Source organism: Methylosinus sp. Ce-a6, assembly GCF_009811655.1.
Classification (GTDB): domain Bacteria; phylum Pseudomonadota; class Alphaproteobacteria; order Rhizobiales; family Beijerinckiaceae; genus Methylosinus.
This window is the reverse complement of the sequence record NZ_BGJX01000011.1, coordinates 65,449-81,930: the sequence shown is the minus strand read 5'-3', so window position 1 is coordinate 81,930 and position 16,482 is coordinate 65,449. Positions and strand designations below refer to the sequence as shown.

Annotated in this window: 6 protein-coding genes; 3 read left to right on the top strand and 3 right to left on the bottom strand. The window is 68.3% G+C overall.

Going from position 1 to position 16,482, the window contains the following annotated elements:
- Nucleotides 1-192: 192 nt before the first annotated feature.
- The 3 genes from Mspo_RS09505 to Mspo_RS09495 form a co-directional block, all read right to left on the bottom strand.
- Nucleotides 193-2,559, bottom strand: a complete 2,367-nt coding sequence (locus Mspo_RS09505) for a transglycosylase domain-containing protein (RefSeq protein ID WP_244613280.1) — start codon at nt 2,557-2,559, stop codon at nt 193-195.
- Complete coding sequence (locus Mspo_RS09500) at nt 2,556-8,513, bottom strand: MG2 domain-containing protein (protein WP_159729120.1); 5,958 nt, start codon at nt 8,511-8,513, stop codon at nt 2,556-2,558. The genes Mspo_RS09505 and Mspo_RS09500 overlap by 4 nt, the downstream gene beginning before the upstream one ends.
- Before the next feature lie 77 nt (nt 8,514-8,590).
- Complete coding sequence (locus Mspo_RS09495) at nt 8,591-13,744, bottom strand: hypothetical protein (protein WP_159729118.1); 5,154 nt, start codon at nt 13,742-13,744, stop codon at nt 8,591-8,593.
- A gap of 321 nt (nt 13,745-14,065) precedes the next feature.
- Here Mspo_RS09495 and Mspo_RS09490 point away from each other — a divergent pair, with 321 nt between their 5' ends.
- The 3 genes from Mspo_RS09490 (at nt 14,066) to Mspo_RS09480 (ending at nt 16,175) form a co-directional block, all read left to right on the top strand.
- On the top strand, nt 14,066-14,452 hold the full coding sequence (locus Mspo_RS09490) for a hypothetical protein (RefSeq protein WP_159729116.1): 387 nt from the start codon (nt 14,066-14,068) through the stop codon (nt 14,450-14,452).
- A 356-nt stretch (nt 14,453-14,808) separates the two neighbouring features.
- Nucleotides 14,809-15,279 carry an SH3 domain-containing protein gene (locus tag Mspo_RS09485; protein ID WP_159729114.1) on the top strand — a complete coding sequence of 157 codons (471 nt, stop codon included), beginning with the start codon at nt 14,809-14,811 and terminating at the stop codon, nt 15,277-15,279.
- A 398-nt stretch (nt 15,280-15,677) separates the two neighbouring features.
- Nucleotides 15,678-16,175, top strand: coding sequence for a FixH family protein (locus Mspo_RS09480; protein ID WP_159729112.1), 498 nt, complete (start codon nt 15,678-15,680; stop codon nt 16,173-16,175).
- Nucleotides 16,176-16,482: the final 307 nt, after the last annotated feature.

The following is a 16,482-nucleotide window of genomic DNA, read 5'->3' as shown; positions in this document are numbered from 1 at the left end:
TGCTGCTTTTCATGCCGTTTCGGCGTGATCGCGTCGCTCGACGAAGCGATGACCGTGCAGGCCGTCATTGCGAGCGAAGCGAAGCAATCCAGGGCCGTGGGGCGGCCCCTGGATTGCTTCGTCGCTCCGCTCCTCGCAATGACGACCATGCGGAATGCATTCACACGGAAACCGTCTCGCACGGAAACCGTATCACTCGATCGTCACCTCGACGACGCGCGAGGCGCCGGGCCGCAGCGGTAGCCGCGCCTGAATGCGGTGCGTTCCCGGCTGCATGGGCCAGAAGACGGGCTTGTCGGCGTCGGCCAGCAGAAAAGGCTCGCCGTCGACGACCCAGAGAATCTGCTCCACCGAAGCCGGCGCATTTGCGCGCAAGGCCAGCCTGTTCAGCGCCGCCGGCTGCTCGGGATTGCGCCATATATGCGTTCGATGCTCGGGCGTCGCGACCGCGAGCTCCATTGTCGCCTCTGGCGGCGTCGGCCGCGATGCGCCGGCGAGCGCGACGCGCGTCGGCGGCGCCGTCTCCGGCTTCGCCCATTCGACGAGCGTCTCGCCGCAGCGCCCGTCGCCGCGTCCGCCGGCGAGGCACATTTCCACCGGAACGCGGCCCTGCGGCGGCGGGAAGGCCTCCTGCACGATCTCGCCGGGCTTCGCGCCATGAATGAGCGTCAGCGCCGCATGAGCGAGACGCGCGCTGGACGAAGCGCCGCTCAGCCTGTTCATCGGGCCGGCGTCGCCGCGGCCGATCCATACGCCGACGATCGCCTTGCGCGAGAAGGCGATGGTCCAGGCGTCGCGATAGGCCTGCGAGGTGCCGGTCTTCACCGCGACGGCGAAAGGATATTCGAGCGGGCCATAGCGTGGAAAGCTCGGCAGGCGCGCGAGCGGATCGGCGAGCATGGAGGTGACGAGTTGCGCCGTGTCGCTCGACATCACGCGAATGGAGCGGCGCCGCGTCTGCTCTTTCGCAAAGACGAGATCGGACAGCACGCCGTCTTCGGCGAGCGCGCCATAGGCGCGCACCAGATGTTCGAGCCGCGTCGGCAATGCGCCGATCGCCATGGAAAGCCCCAAGGACTCCGCCGGCGCCTCGAGGTCGTGCAGGCCGAGCTCGTGCAGAAATTGGAAATTGGCCTCGAGCCCGACGCGGCGCAGCAGATTGGTCGCCGGCACATTGCGCGAATTGGCGAGCGCCTGACGCGGCGGCATGGGCCCGAGAAAGACTCCATCGGCGTTGCTGACGCCGGAGGCGCCTTCCGGAACATCGGCGAGAAGATCCGTCGATTGGAGCGCGCCGCGCTCGAAGGCGAGCGCATAGACGAAGGGCTTCAGCGTCGAGCCCGGCGAGCGCGATGCGCGCGTGAAATCGATCGCGCCGTCCCGCCGGTCGCGATAGTCGGAGGAGCCGATATCGGCGAGCACGGCGCCCGTGCCGCGCTCCACCGCCATCAACGCCACCTGCCGCGCGCCGGCCGAACGCCAGAGCGAGAGATAACGCCGCGAAAGCTGCGCGAGCTTCTCCTGCAGCGCGAGATCGATCGTCGCGCCGATGCGCGGATCATGAGGAGAAGCCGCCGCCACGAGCCCTTCGCGCGCGAGCTGCTCGTAACGCAATGCGAGATGCAGCGCGTCCGGCCGCCGCGCGGCGCCGGCGGGCCGCAGCGTCGCGAGCTGCTTCGTCGCCAGCGCGATCTGCTCCGGCGGGGCGAGTTTTTCGCGCGCGAGAAAGGCGAGCGCGCGCGCGGCGCGCGCGCGGGCCTGCGCGAGACCGCTCTCATGAAAGAGATTCATCCGGCCGGGCGATTGCGGAACCGCCGCGAGCAGAGCGATCTCGGCGAGGGAGAGATCTTCGAGAGGCTTGTCGAAATAAAAGCGCGCGGCGTGCGCGATCCCATGGCCGCCATTGCCATAGGGCGCGAGGCGCAGATAATGCGCGAGAACCGCCTCATGGCCATGGCGCGCGACGAGCGCCAGCGCCGTCGCGGCCTCCATGATCTTGGCGGCAAAGCCGCGCGGCGCGGGATTTTGCATCCGCGCTGCCTGCATGGCGATGGTGGAGGCGCCCTCGCGCCGCCCGGGCCGCGTGACATTGCGCCAAGCGGCGCGCAGCACGGCGCGAATATCGACGCCCGGATGCGAGGCGAAACGCCGATCCTCGAGCGCGAGCGTCATTAGCGCGACGCGCGGCGGAACGTCGCGCAACGGCCAATAGCCATAATCGATCCGCGCCGCGTCGCGCGCGCCGATCTGCGTGAGAAAGGCGCCGTTGCGATCATAGACGATGGGAGTGGGTCGCGGGGCGGTGAGAATGGCGCGGGAGAGAGCGGCGTCGGCGAAGAAAAAAGCGGAAGGGAGAAGCGACGCAATGCTCAGCGCGACGACGACATACGAAATCTTTCCGAGCGCGCATCCCTTCTCCCGCCTGCGGGAGAAGGTGGTTTCGCGAAGCGAGATCGGATGAGGGTCCGTGGAGCCGTCAGAGCCCTCATCCGACCCTCGCTGACGCGAGGGCCACCTTCTCCCGCAGAGCGGGAGAAGGAATTCGCGAACCTTCGTCATTTCGTGATTTCCACGCGCTTGCCGGCGCTCTGCGCCTGCACGCCTTTCTTATACATCGTCTCGACGACACCCGGCGGCTCGGTGAAGGCGCCCGCCGTCTGCGCCTTGGCGCGGAAAGCGAAACGATAAGTTCCCTTGGGCAATTGATCGTAGGCGTAGAACATGCGATCGTCGCCGAAGGAGACGCTGGTCGGCGCGAGCGTCGGCGCGAAGGACGGCCGCGCCTCGGCGGGCGCCGTCGCGAGATTGGGATTTAAAGGCTCGAAGCCCGCCGGCAACGGCAGCGAGATCGCCACATGTGTGCGATCCTGCGGATTGACGAGCTCCGCCGTCTCCTCGATCACATCGCCGAGAGCGAGCTTCACGACGCCATTCTCCGCCGCGACTTTCTCCTGCGGCGCATCCGCTTTGCCCACGCGAAGAATGTCGCGCGTCAGAGCGAAACTTTCGCTCACCGGCGCGGCCCTCGCGCCGCTCTCCTTCGGCTCATAGCGCGTCTCGACGAGCGCGACGATCGGCGCCGTTCCTCTATTCGCGATGGTGAACGCCGAGGGCGCGTCGCTCGTCTTGCGCAGCAACGGCGCGTTCGCGTCGAGCGTCGCCGTCTCCTCGCCCGCGCCGTCTTGCGAGAACGCGACAGGCAGGGGCGATTGCGGACGCCGCCAAATTTCCGCGAGCGCGTCGATCGCCGCCGCGGTGGCGTTGGTCGAGCCCCAGCCGTCGCCTTCGCCCAGTCGCAGCAGCGCGTCGCGCAACAGGCCGGCGCGCGGGTCCGAAGGCGAAGCGACCGCGACGGCGCGAACCATCTCCGCGAGCGCGCGCGTCTCGGAGGGCAGGATCGCCGGATTGCCGCCATCCGCCGCCTGGCCGGCATAATATTGCGCGCCATTGCGCGAGAGGATCTTCACGCGGCTCCACAGCGAATCGAGCAGCGAATCGACGATGCGCCGATCGCCCGCCCGCGCCCGCGCGGCGGCGCGCGTCAGTTCCGCCACGCTGGCGTTCGGCATGAAATCGGCGTGGCGCGAAAGCTCGGCGACATAGGATTCGTCGAGCTTGCCGCCTTCGGCGAGCGCGATCAGCGCCTCGACGCGCTCACGCAATTCCTCGCCAGAGAGCAGGCGCGGATAATCGGAGCGCAGCGACAGCTTCAACACATTGGCGAGCCGATCGGCGAGCGGTCTGTCGATCGGCTCACCGGCGCGCTCCGCGCTCGCGAGGAAGGAGTAGGCCCAGGCGGTCAGCGACACATTGCCGCGCGAGCGCGGCCAGAAGGCGACGAGCCCGTCGGCGTCGATCGATTGATCGATCGCGCGGATCGTGTTGCGCAGGTCGCTGGCGAGACGATTCTCGAGCCCCGCCGCCGAGAGAATGGGCGTGAAGCTCTTCAGCGCCAGCGCCGCGCGCGCGAGCGACAAGCGTTGCTCCGTGCAGCCGTAGGGATATTCGACGAGCGCATTCAGACCGGCGATCAGCTTGACGAGCGCAGGATCGCCGGCGAGCGTCACGTCACGCCTGAACGATCCGGGCCGCGCCTCGTCGCTCGCTGCGGCGAGCGTCTTGCTTTCGCCCGGCCCGATCTCGACGATCTCGTAGCGCCGCACTGGGAGACGATCGGGCCGGATCGGCAATTCGATCTCCACCGCGTCGCGCGCGCGGTCGACGTCGCGCTCCACGCGGAAATTCAGCTTCACGCTCTCCTTTCCGGGCGCGGGCTCCGGCACGCTCGCGGCGACATCTATGCGCGCTGGTTTGTTCGCGGACCATGAGAAACCTTGCGGCGCATTGCTCGCGAGCGACAAGCCTTCGGCGGCGATCGACGCTCTGCCGCCGCCGCCCGGCCCCTCGACGATGCGGGCTATGACAGACACATCGAGCTCGTCGCCCGGCCGCAAAAAGCGCGGCAGCACGGGCTGCGCGACGAGCTCCTGACGAATGAGCATCTCGCCCGTCGCATAGCCGAAACGATCGGCGCCGCTCACCGCCTTGGCGCGCAGCTTGAAGACAGTGAGCGTGTCGGGGAGCTTCATCTTGATCTTGGCGAGCCCGTCGGCGCCGATCTTCACGCTCGGCAGATAGATCGGCACGGGCGTGAAATTCTTGCGCACGCTGACATTTGTTTCCGCGCCCCATTCGTCGAGCCCGGCGTCGCCGCCCGGGATCTCTTCGAGAGGTATCTTGCCGAAGGCGAGATTGCGCGTGTCGCGCGCGGCGAGCTTCGTCCCGCGCTCGACGATGAAATCCGGCAGCGGATCGAGCGGCCGCTCTTTCGCGAGCGACAGCACCGCCTGATCCACCATCCAGAAAGTCGCTTCGCCGGAAAGCGGCTTGCCGAGATGGTCGGAGAGGCGCAGCGTGACCTCGACCTCCTGCCCCGGACGCGCCTTCGCCGGATAATCGAGCTTCGCCGTCACGATGTTCTCGACCGGCGTCACCTCGATCCATTTGGTCGCGGCGATCGTCACCGGCTTGCCCTGATCGATATTGGAGGCGGGCGCCGGCGCGCTGTCCTTCAAGCGACCGCGCATGATGAGGAAATGCACGGCGAGCTTCGGCGTCTGCTCCTTGCGAAGGTCGAGCGCATAGCGCCCGAAGCCATTGGCGATGTCGATGAACTGATAATCGAACACGCCATTGGGCTGCTCGACGATAACGAGCGCCTTGGCGTTCTGGAACGGCGATTGAATGATGAGCGTCGCCGTCTCGCCGGGCGCATAGGATTGCTTGTCGGTCGTGATCGTCGCGGTCGAGGCCGGCGGACGCTGGAAAGTGACCGGCGTATTGCCGCCGACGAAGAAATCGACGCTCATTTGCTGGCGCCGGCCGATGCGATCATAGGCCTCCAATTGCACGACATAGACGCCGGCCTCGCGCGCCTCGAGCTCTATTCCTCGCGCCTCTTTGCCGCTCGTCAGCTTGCGCTCGACGATCGTCTCCTCGATCACTTGCGTCACATATTTCGCCGCGCCTTGCGCGAAATCGGAGGCCTGCAGCGTCGAGACCCAATTGCGCTTGATGAAGCGCATGGTGACGAAGAGGCCTTCGACCGTCTCGCCCTTGCCGTCGAGCGCGAGAAACTCCGGCGTGACGGCGCCCGGCCGCTCGACATAACGCGGAAGCTTCACACCGAGCACGAAGGGAGGCACGGCGATGACATTGTGCACATTGCGGACTTCCACGCCGTCGTCGCCGGTGACGGTCGCCTCGATCGAATAGCGGCGCGGCTGCGCGGTCGGCTCGATCGTCGTGTCGAATGTCATGCGCGAGGCGCCGCCGGCGTCGGTGCGCGCGTCGCGCTCCAGCACGGGCGAGGATTTGAACTTGCCTTCGCCGGAGAAGCGCGCGTCGGTCGAGAACAGAAAACCCTCGCGTCCCGGCGGCTGGAACATATGCGGAAATTGCACGGCGCGCCATTTCACCGGCCGTTCCGAGACCAGTCCGCCGGCGAAATAGCGCGCGACGAGATCGACATTGAACTCGCCGTCGAGCGGAACGATCTGCGGCGCGTTCAGCGCCACTTCGAAACTGGGCAGGCCGTAGGCCTCCTTCTTGAACGGAAACTGTCCGCAAGAGACAGTCTGCGCCTCGCCTTCTGCGTCGGTGTTCTCATTCGCCGCCTCTGTGTCCTCGCTTTTTGCGTCGCTCTTCTTGGGCTGCGCGCCGTCGGGCTCGAAGCGCAGCGAATATTCGCCCGTCGCCGGCGTCTGCGCGTCGAATTTGTGATAGAAGCTTCCCGAAGCGTCGAGCTTCACCGGAATGCGCCACTCCTGATTGCTCGGGCCGGAAACGACGAGCGTTCCGCCTTTTTTTGCAATGCTCAACGCGCCGTCGCGATAGGCGCGCACGAAGCCCTTTATGTGCACGGCCTCCTCGGGCCGGTAGATCGGCCGCTCGGCGAAGACGTGGCAGAGCGTGCGCGGCTCCTCTTTGCGCGGCGCTTCCGGATCGGCGGTCCAGGCGAGCCAGGCGCCGTCGGGCTTCGTCCAATTCTCGCGCGCATATTCGGAAGGGCCATCATTGGCGTCGATCACGAGCGTGTCGAGACCTTTGGTCACGACGATGCGGCGCACATCGGCTTCCGCGCGCTTGCCGGGGTCGAAAACAAAGAAGCCGGCATTGTCGGTGATCCCACGCGCGAGCGTGACGAATTTCTCGCCCTTCACCCCCTCGAGCCGCACCTCCGCGCCGGCTGCCGGCTGCGCGGTGGAGAGCGAGGTGACGGTAAAACGCACGCGCGCGCGCTCCTCGATCGCGCTGAGTGAGAGATCGGTCACTTGCGCGCGCAGCCAATGGCGCTTCTTCTCGTCCACGGCGCGCAGGCCGACGAGATAGGTTCCCGGCTGTCCGGCGCCGGCGATCTTGGCGAATTGGCTCGACAGATCGAGGCCGAATTTGGCGTCGGCGCCATTGCGGCGGATCGGCAGATCGAGAAGCGCGGAAACGGTCGGCGACCCCAGCGCCTTTATGCGCTCGGCGATCGCCGCGGCCTCGGGCGCATCCGTCTCGCCCCAATGCGCGGGCTCATTGCCGGGCAGCGGCGGCGCGGCGGCGTCATCCGTCTCGACGCCGCTCTTGGGGAAAGGCCAGAAGTCGCGCGCCAGCGGATCGATCGCGTGAATGCGAATATCGGCGCGATCATAGCCGCGTCCGCGCAGCGGCAGCAATTGCGGGCCGAAGCGCTCGACCAATCCCTGCGCCGCATCCCATGCGAGCGCAGGTTTGTCGCGATCGAAAGCGAAACGCAGCGAAAAACGCGAGGCGAGCGCGCGTTTGCGAATGTCGCGCAACGCGCCCGGCGCGAGGACGAGCTCATAGATGCGATCGGAAAGAAACTTGCCATAGACATCGAGCCGCTTGCGGTCGATCTCGACAGAGAGATCATCGAGCGGCGGCGAGATGCGCAGCGCCTCTCGCGCGCGCAAAATGTCGACTTCGTCGGGCTGCTCGGTGAAGGTCAGCGTCAGGCGGCGGCGATTGGCGGGCTGATAATTGGAGACGGGCGCAGACTCCTCCTCTCCCTCGGAAGAAGAAACAGACGACGCCGCGACGGCATAGCCGAAGGCGCAACGCAGCACGCCGTCCTGCTTGTCGTCGCTCCAGCCGCGGCCGCAGCTCGCCTCGGTCACGGCGAAAGGCGCGGCGGAGCGCGCGCGCAATTCGAAAATCTCGTCGTCGAGGCCCGGCTCGTCGGCGAGCTTCAAGCGCAATATAGCGACGCGTCCGTCGCGCAAGCTCTCGCGCAGGCGTATGGCGACGCTCTGCGCGGCGTTGCGATCGGCGCGCTCCAGCGGACGAATATCGTAATCCTTCGGCGTCAGAAGCTGACCGCCGAGCGGCGATATTCCAGGCGCCGGACGCAATTCGATGGTCAGCAGGCGCGTGAGCGCTGCGATGTCGACGGGCTCGGGGAAAGTGAGCGTGATCTGCTCGAGATCGGCGATCGGATCGGCGCCTTCCGTCGGATTGGTGGAGGCGGGCGTCGGCAGCAGCGCGACGAGCCGCGTCGCCGCCGCACCCGCTTCTACATCGACGCGCTGAAGCGGCTTCCATGGTTCAGCGGGGCGAAATTGCAGCGCGCGCGCGCCGATCCAGCGCCATTCGCCGGCGGGCTCGCCGGAGAGCTTCACGAATTTCTCATGCGCGTCCTCCGGCCCGCCGGCCTTGGGGCCGGCGTCGCGATCGAAGAAAATGGTGATGGGATCATAGCTGCGCAGGAATTTGTCGGGCACGATTCGCGCGCCATCGGCGCGGCGCAATTGATCGAAGTATGCGGGCTCGGCGCGCAGCGGCGCGGAGATGGAGAGACAGGCGAGAAGGAGAAGCACGACGCGCGCGCCCGTCATCGCGAGGAGAGCGACGAAGCGATCTAGGAGCCGCCCCATGACTCTGGATCGCTTCGCTGCGCTCGCGATGACGGCGGAGAGATTCGGGAACAGAAGAAGGAAGCGTTTCATCGCCGAGCCTCGAATGGGACTGAGGGCGTTTGTCGAAGGAACCGCCGAGAGAGAGGGAGAGAGAGAGAGGAGCATCGTCATCTGCCGCTCTTTCTTCCGGCCTTCTCCAGAAATTCCGCCACCACTTCGAGCGGCGGGCCGGAGGGCGGCGGCGCGAGGCCGCGCAGGGCGAGACGCAATGTCGTCGCCGGCGCGTCGGCGGGCGCGCGCGCCTCGACGAAATAACGGCCGGGCTCGAGGCGACGAATCTGCGCGGCGCCTTCGCCGAGCGTCTTGCCGGCGGCGTCGAGCAGGCGCAGCTCGGCGCGATCCGGCTCGGCGCGCAGACCAAGGCCGATCTCGCCGGCCTTCGTCACCTCGAAGGTGAACAGCGCGGAGCCGGCGGGACCGAGCGCGATCGGATCATTGACGCCGTCTTTGACCGGAATGACCGGCGTCGTCGAAATGACGAGCCCTCCCGAGAGCGCGCCGTCATGCGGCGAAAAGATTTCGATGAGCGCGCGGCCGGGCGCGGCGTAGCGATGCAGCTCCACGCCGGCCGGAAAAGTCTCGATCTCGCGCGCGCCATTCTGCGTGACGGCGAGAATCGCCGGCGCGCTCGTGCGAATATCGACCACGACGGGCGCGCCCACATCGAGCGCGAAAGCCTGCGCCTCGCCGCTGAGCGTCGCGGCGAAGGGCGCGGCGACGTCGCGCGGCGCGGCCGCGGGCCAGGGCGATTTGCCGGCGCGCTCGATCCAGGCGGCGACGAGGCCGGGCGCATGGGCGATCGCGACCTCGCCGGGCCCGCCGAGCAGGAGCGAGCGGCCGCGCAGCACGCGCCCATCGGCGCCGATGAAGACCGCCTCGCCGCCAGCAGTCACGAGCCGATCGCCCGGCTGCGCCTCGACGAGATGCGAGGCCTCGCCGGCGGCGCCGAAGAAGCGCTTGATCGCTCTGCCCGCCGCGATCGGCTCATAGCGTTCGGACGAAAGCGCGACGCGCGCCGGCGCTGGCCGATCGGTGAGATTGACGAGCCACAGCGCGCTTGCGCCCTCGAAGCGGCGCGAGAGCGGAGCGCCATCGGCGAAAGCGGCGAAGCGGCGCGCCTCCTCCGGCGCGGAGAAAGCGGCGAGGCCGCTCGCAAGATCGAGCGCCAGCGCGCCGGCGCCGTCGAAGGCCACGGGCTGCGCGGTAAAGGGCGGGACGACGCCCGAAAACAGCGCGCCCGCACGCATGGGCGCGGCGAGAGCGACGTCGATCGCCCGCGCTGTGAGGCGCAGCGGATCGGCGCCGATGGCGTTCCACAGACGCGGCGGCTCCTTGCCGGCGAGCGCCAGAGCCGCGCCCGGCGCGACGGCGAAGCCGCGACCGGCCGCGACGCCCGGCTGGCCGAAGGCCGAACGCGCGAGCCACAGCCGCGCCTTGCCGGCGGGCGGCGGCGCGGACGGCGGCACGGCGCGCTCGCCCTCGCCGAGGGTGAGCGGAATTTCGGCGCCCTCCGGCGCGAAGGCGGCGACGCGCGGCTTGGCGCCGCAATCGTCGCGCGAGAGCAGCCACAGGCTTTCCGATTGCGGCGCCAGCGCGCCGGCTCCGGTCGGCGCGAGCAGACGTCCGGGCGCGGAGCCCGCGGCGAGCGAAGCCGGCGCCGCGCCGATCATGACGAGGGCGGAGGATGGCGCAGCGGCGAGGCCGAGGCAGATTTTGGTCGCCAGACCATCGATCGGCGCCGGCTCCAATGCAATGTCGCCGAAGCCGCGCGGCGTGCGCGCGATGATGCGCGCGGCGAGTGTCACCGGGGCGTCGGCGCCGCCGATGGTCCAGACGGTCGCGCGCCACGCGCCGCCTTCCGAGGGCCAAGCGGCGACCGGGGCGAGCCCGCGCTCGCGCCCGACGACGCGCCAGCGTCCGTCGGCCTCGCGCTTCTCGATCGACAGCGCCGTCTCGCGCGTCGATCGCGCGGCGACGACCATCAGCCGACCCTCCTGCGCGGCGGGCAGAGCGAGCTCATGCGCGCCGGCGCCGGAAACCGTCTTCGTCCCCGAGAAGGTCAGCTCCTCGGCCGGAGCGGAAGCCGGCAGCGAGAGGCGGATCTCGACGCCCTCCGGCTCGGCGGGCTCCTCCGTCGCTTCCGCCGCCGGCTCGCCCTCGGCCGCGGCGGTCTCGTCCTCGCTTTCGGCGCTCTGCTCCTCCGCCTCCCGCGCGGGCGGCGGCCCGCCCTTCAGCTCGTCGAGCCGCAGGCGATAGGCGCCGGCGGGCAGGCGGCGCGAGAGCGAGACGTTCCAATCCTCCGCGCGGCCCTCCAGTCGCTCGACCACCGCGCCATTCTCATCCTCGAGCGCGCCGATCAGCTCCTTGTCGCTAAAGCTCGCAATGTCGACGATGCGGTCCTGCGCAATGGCGAAGGGCAGCGTCGCCGGCAGATCGACGAAGCGCGGCGCCCCCGGCTGCAATTGCTTCGACGTGAGGCGAAGCTGATAATCGAGCCGATCGTCATGGGCGAGGCTCCGCGCCTCGACACGATAGGCGCCGGCGCCGAGCCGATCGGAAAATTTCCGGCCCGCGGCGAATTTGCCGACGCTTCTGCGCGCCGCGTCGAAAATCTCCGCGACCATGCCCTCGCCTATGTCGAGCTCGATGTCGGACTCGCCGGCGAGCGCGAAGCGCCACACGTCCGGAGCGCGCGGCGCGCCCTTGGCGACGGGCTCGCGCCATTGCAGCTTCTGCGGCGCGTCGAAGGGCAGCGCATGGGGACCATGGCCCTCGAGCGGCGTCGGCGTCGCCATTTTGCGCAGCCGCGCGACGAAACGGCCTTCGACATCCTCCGGCAGCACGACGAGGCGATAGCTTCCCTTCTCGAAGCGCCGGACGAGGCGCGTGAGCGGGCCGGGCGCGGCGAGCGGCCAACCGTCGGCCTCCTCCAGCCGCGCGCGCCATTGCTTGCCGAGCCCCGTCAGATCGAGCCGATAGAGGCCGTCCTCGGGAATGTCGATCGGCACGACGGCGCCGCGGCCGCCGTCGAGCGCCGCGCGCGCCGCCCCTTCGCCGACGATGGGCGCCGTCGCCGCCATGGCCACGCTCTTCACCGCGAGGCCGAGATGGCCGGCGGACTCCCGCGCCGTGACCGCGGCGCGATAGGCGCCGGCGCGCAGATAGGTCGTGACCAGCGCATTATGGCCGGGGCCATTGTCCTCGCCCTCGCCGAGATGCGGCGCGAGCGCGGCGCCGAGCGCAAGGCGCGTCCGCAGCCGCCCCAGCGTCTCGACGCGATAGAGACCGCCTTCGGGAACATCGAAGCGAAATTCCCGCGTCTCGTCGCGAGAGAGATCGAACCAGGCGGGCTTGGCGGAAGAAATCGCCTCAGGCGGGCGCTCCTTCGCCGCCTCCCCGGCCGCCGACGGCTCGACATCGCGCGAATAGACGAGCGCGAGCGCTCCCGGCTCCGCTCGCGCCGGCAGACGGACAGTGGCGAAGCGATGGTCGTTCTCGATTTTCTCCTCGATGATCTCGGCGGGCGCGCTCGCGCCCTTGTCGTCGACGACGAAAATCTTGCCGCCGCGCGGCGTGCGAACCGGCAGGAGATATTCGGTCGCGGCCGACCGCCACACGGGCGCGGGGCCCTTCTCGAGATCGGCGGGCAGCGCAATGACGCGCGGGCCCGTCAACAGGCCCGGCGCGACATTGGCGAGAATGAAATGAGAGCCCGTCCGATCGAGCTTGTGCTCGCCGAAGGAAACGACCGCGCGGGCGGGCGGCGGCGAGGGAAGATCGGGCGCGACGCCGGGAGGGCCGAGCGTCAGATCGACAAGGCCGACGGCGCCCTCGAGCGGCGTGAGGGAGAGAACATAAAAGCCCGCCTGAAGATCATAGCGGCTCGGCGCGCGCCCGTCGGCGCGCGGCGCGGCGGCGGCGAAGGCGGGCTCGATGAGGGCGCGCAGCCGCGGCCCTTTCACATCGATCGCCACAGGGCCGCTGTCGCTCGCCTCGAAGAGCAGAGTCGTCGGCCCGCGCAGATTGAAACGAGCGCGATAGGCGCGCCCGCCCCCCAGCTTCGGCACATCGGCGGCGAGCACGCGCGTCTTTCCATTCTCCGCGCGCGCGAGCAGCGCGGTCGCGGGGACCTCGTCGGCGCCCTCGCCGGCCACGTCCAAGGCGACGAGATTGCGCCCCTCCGTCTCGATCGGCGCGCGGCTCGCCCGGCGCAGCGCGCGCAAGGAGAAAGCCTGCCCCTCGAGACCAAAGACTTCAATGCGCCCCGCCGTCTTGCCGTCGCCGCCGAGCGAGACGACGACGACCGGCTCGCGGCTCGTCTTGTCGATCGAAGCGGAAGCGGGCGCGCCTTCCCCGCGCCGCGCCTCGAGGCGGGCGGCGACAGGCTCGGGCAGCTCCAACCGGAATGTGTCATAGCTCGCCGGCGCCTCGAAACGCGCCGAGCCGAAGGGGCCGATGACGCCGTTCGCGACGCCCGCCGCGAGCGAAGCAGGCGCGAGAAGGCGCAGCATGAAGGGCTGCGCGGCGCCGCCTTCCGGCCAGACGATCGGCTCGCCGCCATAGGCGATCGCGACATAGCGGCCGGGCTCGGCCGCGCCCTCGAGCCGCAGCCGCGTCATCGGGCGGCCGGGCTTCGTCTCGATCGTCTCGCGCGCGGGGACGAGATCGACGAGCTCGCCGCTCGCCTTCCACAGACGCAGATCGCGTAAGCCACGGCCGAGCGCCTCCATGGCGACGCGGCCCGAGGGGCCGACCTCGAGCCGATAGCTCCTCTGGGCGAGATCGCCGAGCTCGGCCGAAAGACTCTTCCCCGGAGCGAGCGTCTCCCGCGTCCCCTGCTCCTGAAAGGCCTCGGCGGTGAGGCGCGCCTTGCCGGCCGCGCCCTTCGCGCCGAAGACGCGCAGCTTGTAGACGCCCGCGTCGAGCAGCAGATCGAGCCGTCCGTCGCGCTGGCCGGCGACGCCGGATGTTTCGCCGGGGCCGGAGATCATATCGACGAGCCCTATGGCCACGCCCGAGGCGCTATGGGCGGAGACTTTGTAACGGCCGGGCGCCGGAATGGTCAAAAGCGAGAAGCCGTCGCGATCGGCGGGAAGCTCGCTCGCCGAGAAGCGGCCGGGCGCGGCGCGCTGCTCGCTGCGCGCCTTGACGGTCGGAGCGGGCTCGGAAGCCGCATAGGAGACGAAAGCGCCGAGCGCGAGGCAGGAAATGGCGAAAGCCGTCGACATTTTCACGAGCAAGGCCCCGATCATGCGCAACATCCGACCCTCCGCCGCGACGCGCGAACGAGAAGCGCCGCGCTCGAGCCTACGCCGCCGCATCTTACCGAGTCGAGCCGGGCTCTCTCTTTCGCGGCATGCGTTCGATGCGCGAAATAAAACGCGTTTTTCGAGGCGCAGCCGTGCGCGAACGCACTATGCGATCGGAATGTGACGTTTCGCTAAGAAACGGCGCCTCCCCTCGTTAACCTCGAGAAGAAGTGAATTTGCGCCGCGCCCGTGTCGCCGCCCGGCCCGCGCGCTACTTGCGCCGACGTGAGGCATCATCATTGCCGAACGGCATGCCTATTACGGAGGTCTTGAATGAAATCGAAAATCACATCCGCGCTCGCCGTCGCGGCGCTCGTCGGCTCGGTCGGCTCGGCCGCGGCCTTCCCGCGCGTCGTCACCGATCTTGCCGCCTTCCGCTCGGGCCCGGGCGTCACCTTCCTGCCCATCCTCGCCGTTCCGCCGCGGACGATCGTCGATGTGCACGGCCATATCGGCGGCTGGTCGCGCGTGTTCTACGCGGGCAAGGTCGGCTTCATCGCCAACTCGCTGTTGGCGCGGCCCATCGTCGTCGCGCCGGTCGCCGCCACCGTCGTCGCTCCGGCGATCGCGACCGTCGTCGCGCCGGCCGTCGCCATTGCGCCCGTTCCGGCCCCCGCGCCGACCGGTCTCATCACGGCTCCGCTGCGCATCTTCGAGTGATCGCGGGGCCCCTCTTCCGCCACGCGGGAGAGGGAGCAGATTCGGCGCTTCATCGAGCGCTCGCGCAGCGCCCGCCGCTTCCCTCTCCCGCGTGAGCGGGGGAGGGTGAGGGAGGGGGCTTCGCCAACGGCGCCGAAACGAAAAAGAAGGAGACGCGCGGAACATTCTTCCGCGCGTCGTCCGAAAGTCCTTCCATGTTTCATTGAAACTGGAAGGGTTTTCGGTCTTTGTTTCGACGCGTTTCCAACGCCGAACCGCGTCCACTTCGGCTGGAAACGCTCTGTGCGGCCTCGACGCTTCGATGGTAGAATTTGCACCCGAATCTTTTTTCGAATTTCTAATTCGATCGAGGCTCCATGCGCTTCTTTTTCATCTCTTTCCTCTGCGCTCTCGCTCTTTTCGCGAATTGGCGGGCGAAGGCGCAGCCGGCGAAGGTCGGCGAAACCGTCAATCTGCGCTCCGGGCCCGGCTTGAATTTTTCCCCGTTGCTCGCCATTCCCGCTCTCGCCGTCGTGGAGGTCGGCCCGTGCAGCGCCTCCTGGTGCCGCGTTTCCTACGCTGGCTCCGCCGGCTTCGTGGCGCAGCCGGCGCTCGCCTTCCTTGCGGCGCAGCCGGTAGAGGCGCCGATCCTGCCGCCGCTCGGCGCCTATGTGTGGCGACGCGACATTCCGCCGCTCTACGATCCTTACGTCTCCGCCGGTCCCTGGTACACGGGCCCTTGGGCGTATGAGGGAACGACCGCCGCGCAATGGCGCTACGGTTTTCCCGGCGGACATATCCCTTGGTATCGCAATGCGATCTGGCGGCCGGGCTTCGGCTGGTTCTGAGCCGAGAAAATCATCGCCGCGAATGGCCGTTTCGCATGTCGAATTTCTGCGCGCCCTTACGCTTCGCGTTGCGACAAATGGGCGCGCGTCTCGTTTTTTAACGTCTGCGCGTTGCGGCGCCACTCGCGCAAGTCCCAGAATTGCGCGGAAAATAACGTCCGAATTTCATTTGCCTGTGACATTTGTGCGCAGCGCGAGGCGCGAGCCGCTTTTCTTGATCGATATCAAACCGCCGCTTCGCGCGAGCGATAGACTCTTTCGCGCGATCGAAGACGAAAGACGCGCAGCCCCTCGCATCGGCGACGCATCCGCTGTTTTCCCCAGTCTGCGAGGATCGACAGACGCCGAAGCGTCGGTCTCGACGAGAGACGTTTTCGTAACTCCATGAGGAGAAGTCCATGTCGCAGACAAATCTGATGCGCGCGGCGCCGCAGCGCCGCCTCGGCGGCACAGAAGCTCTCGCGCTGCTCGTCCTCTTCTTCGGCCTCGTCGATGGGGTGATGATCTACGCCGCCGTCTCGACCTTGCGCGGCGAGGACACGAGAAGAGCTTACGAGAAGGGCCTCGCCTATAATCTCGACATCGCCGGCGCGCGCGAGCAGAGCGCGCGCGACTGGAAGGTGGAGGCGACCATTCTGCGCCGCGGCGCATGGGAGAGCCTCGTCTCCATCACGCTGCGCGACAAGAGCGGCGCGCTCGCCGGTCTGAAGCTTGCCGCCGAAGTCCGCGCGCCGGTCGACGGCCGCAAGGACGTCGCCGTCGATCTCGTCGAGACCGCGCCCGGCCGCTACGAGGCGCCGATCGTCATCGAATCCGGCTGGCGCGATCTCGTGCTGATCGCTGCGCGCGACGGGCGCGAGATGTTCCGCTCCAAGAGCCGCATCCGTATCGATTGAGCTTTCGTGTCGATCGCGCTTTCGCGATGACGTCGAGTTTTGCGCTCTCGCGACGCGGCGCCAGGACGGCGCGGGCGCGGCGACGGCCGGCGCATCGGCCTTCTGACGCGATTTCGCCGCGAGATTTTCGCAAATAGCGGAAACAGCGTAGTCTCGTCGACGGGCGAGGCTGCGGCGCCCGAGCGCTCGCGCGCTAGGGTCTTTCCGTGTTTCATTGAAACACGGAAAGACCCTAGGCTTTTGTTTTAACGCGTTTCCGGACGCCGAACCGGCATCCGCTTCGGCTGGAAACGCTCTAATTGTCCCG